The sequence below is a fragment of the Gammaproteobacteria bacterium genome (assembly GCA_022340215.1).
Classification (GTDB): Bacteria; Pseudomonadota; Gammaproteobacteria; order JAJDOJ01; family JAJDOJ01; genus JAJDOJ01.
Map to the genome: position 1 here is coordinate 1 of JAJDOJ010000155.1, position 3,317 is coordinate 3,317.

The window sequence follows — 3,317 nt, forward strand, 5'->3', positions numbered from 1 at the left end:
CGGCGGAGGGCCAGAATTCGCGGATCAGGTCGTCATCGTCCTCGCGACGGAAGGCATCGAGGAAGAAGTCGCGGTACTCAGAGGCAGCGCGGCTGAGCCGTAACTCGAAGAATATCTCCCGAATCTCGCGCTTTCTGAAACCCGCGGTCAGCGCGCGAACCTCGGCGTCGGTGAAGTCGGGATGCCAGAAATCGAGAATGAGGATCAACCGGGTGGTATCTCCATGGTGCCATACTTCATGTTCGAAGGAGTCCTCGAATAGGAAGCACTTTCCCTCGGTCCAGGCGTGTTTCTGGTCCGCGACGCGTATCTCCGGACCCGACGGAACGGTGATCGGCAGATGGCAACGCAGCCGCAGGTTGTCGACACTGCAATGCGCTGGCAGATGGGTACCGGGCTTGTGCCGCGAGAAGAGGACATCGCCCCAGGGATACCGGTAGCAGGTACGCGGCAATGAGGTGACCACACGCCAGGTCTGCGGACAAAGCCTGACCAGCGGGGCCACCTTAACGCCCATGTAGGTCAGCGGAAAGACCGACCAGTCTCCTTCCTCCCCGGTGGTCTTGGTGGTGTAGGGTACGTAGACCTCGTTCCCTAGGCGCAGGATTTCGTCGCGAATACGCTCGAAGCTGCTCTCCAGGATGTCCGTTGCGATGCCATCGGTCTTCTCGTGAACGGGCCGGCTGTTCAGTCCCGGAAAGATCGGCCACATCCAGGGATTCTGAAAGGGGAGACCTGGCTCGGTTTCCCGTTTCCCGTCAAGGATCTGCAGGAAATGCTTGACCCGGTCGAGGTCGTCACCCGCGGCCATAATCCCGTCGTAATATCCCCCTTTGTGCATTACACTGAGTACGTTCTTCTGTATATCGACGTGCTTCATGTTGCGGTTTTCCGTTGCTCTTTCAGGTCGGCTGTCTGCTTGGAACGTCTTCGGACACTCCAGGATCCAGTGGTCCGGTCGGCGAACGCGGGCAGTTTACAAGAGTGCTTTCGCCAATGCCGAGCCGATTGGGCGCCATGGACCGACGCATCGGATTTTCCCGGTCAGACCGGCGGTGCCGGAAATCCATTGTCCGGCGACCGCGGGGCCACGATAATCCGTCCCGATGCCCACAGCGTCGACGACACGTCCGGCGATGCGGACCTCCAGGGACAATCCATCGATCGACCGCCTCGACGCGACCCGATGCAGGCCATCCGCGAATCGATTAATCTCCGGCTTTCGGGCCCTGTTCCGGCCGCCCGTGCGAGCAACTGGACCGATGCGATGTACGCGCTCGGATGGCTGCACGGCCGATACCGCGGTGCGCAGATCGCATTGATGCGCGCCGTCTCGCAGGGCAGGATCTGCGAATGCTTTGCCGACAGCGACGACCTCCTCGAAGTCGACAGACACTTCAGGCGCCTCGGATTCGCCCGGGACGCCCGCCGGCACATCGATCGAGTGCAGGGCCGTTACCGAGAGGATCTGAAGGCTTACTGCACCGGCGTCAACATGGCCTGGCGGAGGTACTACCCGTGGTGGTTGCGGATCACAACGGGCTACCCCGCCGCCTACGAGCCCGAAGACGTACTCTCGCTCCTGAAACTCATGGCCTATGCGGGACTGGCCGAGGGACAGCGGTTCGTGGAACTGTTCCTGATGGATCTGGTGCATCTCGGGGTGGACGATGCGCGGCTCTCGGAACTGTTCCCAGCCCTGGAAGGACTCGATCGGGAGATCGTCCTATCGGTACCCGAGATACCGGCCCCCTACCCGGGATGCCGCGCTCACGTGCCGTTACCGGCAGCCGGGGGCAGCAACGCCTGGGTGTGCGACGGGTCGAGGACCGCATCGGGCGAGCCTTTGCTGGCGAACGATCCCCACCTCGAGGTCAACCGCCTGCCCGCCGTGATGTTCGAGTGCTCCCTCGACGTCGGGACCGAGCAGGTCAAGGGCGCGACCGTACCGGGTCTGCCCGGAATCGTTTCGGGCCGCAACCGACAGCTGTCGTGGGGCGTAACCTACAGTTGCGCGGACACCTCCGACTTTTTCGTGGAATGGCTTCGCGACGGTGCCCTGCTTCAAGGTGGGGAACGGGTCCCGCTGGAGGATCGTCGCGAAACCTTCCGGCGCCGGGACCATGAGGAGGTCAGGTGTTCGTACCGGCAGGGACCGCACGGCGTCCTGGAGCCGGCGACCCTGCCTGCGGACAGGCGACTGAGCTGGCGATGGACCGGCCTCGACGCGGCGGGGACAGGAGCTATCGTCGGCCTCATGGAGCTGATGCGCTGTACGCGGGTACGCGACGCGCGGCGCATCATGCATTCTGTCGAGATTCCCACCCTCCACATGGTTTTCGCCGATACCGGGGGGAACATCGGATACCAGTTCGTCGGATCCGTACCCAGACGCCGGCCAGGCTGGAGCGGGCTGGCGCCAGCGGCCGGATGGACGGCGCGCGACGCCTGGCGCGGGCGCGTCGATCCGGAAACCGATACCCCGGGTTTTCTCAATCCCGAATCCGGCTGTATCGTGATTACCAACGAGGCTCGCCAGCGACCCGGAGGACCCGCGTTGTCCACCGCCTGGCTCGCCGGGTACCGCAAGGAGCGGATCGAGGAGCGGCTGCGACAGACCGGGCCCCATGACGCCGAACTCTTCCAGTCGATCCAGTACGACACGGTCTCTCGCCAAGCGGCCCGTTTCGTTCCCCGGTACCTCGAGTATCTGCCGCGCGGCGAGGCCCGCTCCCTGCTCGAGCGCTGGGACCTCGCCTACACACCGGGATCGCGGGCCGCGACGCTGTTCGAGGACATCCACCAGGCGGTCGCGCTGGCGGTGTTCGGACGTACGCCGCCGCTGCAACGCTACCTACGGAAGCGCTTTGCCTCGACTCCCCTGCTGTCCGCCTTGAGTGGATTCTTCGACCGTGTCCTGGAGATGCCGGATTCCCTTTGGCTCCCCGCGACCCACCGCGCGGAGATTTTAAGGGAGGCGATTCCCCGCGGTGCGGCGCGACCTGTGGTGGCCTGGGGTGAGCGAAACCGGATCGGTATGAACAACATATTCCTCGGCGACCGCCTTCGCGGCCTTCCGGGATTGTCGAAGAAGCCGTTTCCCCTTCCCGGAAACCACGCCACCGTCTGTCAGGGTTCTCTGTTCAACGCGGGTCGACGGCAGAGCACGTTTGCCGCGTGCTATCACATGGTAGCGGACATGAGTTCGGGAGCGTTGTGGACGAATCTCCCGGGCGGACGATCAGAGTCGTTCCTTTCCAGGGGTTATCGCGAAGACCTGAAACGATGGCGCGAAGGTGCCTACAAGCTCATCTAGG

Annotated in this window: 2 protein-coding genes; one reads left to right on the top strand and one right to left on the bottom strand. The window is 63.6% G+C overall.

Features of this window, described 5'->3' with window-relative positions; all coding sequences use genetic code 11:
* Nucleotides 1-880 (bottom strand): aspartyl/asparaginyl beta-hydroxylase domain-containing protein (locus LJE91_11110; protein ID MCG6869242.1); only part of this gene is annotated, 880 nt, incomplete at its 3' end.
* Between the two features lie 189 nt (nucleotides 881-1,069).
* On the opposite strand from LJE91_11110, the gene LJE91_11115 reads away from it, so the two are divergent.
* Nucleotides 1,070-3,316, top strand: coding sequence for a penicillin acylase family protein (locus tag LJE91_11115; GenBank protein MCG6869243.1), 2,247 nt, complete (start codon nucleotides 1,070-1,072; stop codon nucleotides 3,314-3,316).
* The last annotated feature ends 1 nt before the right edge of the window (nucleotide 3,317 follow it).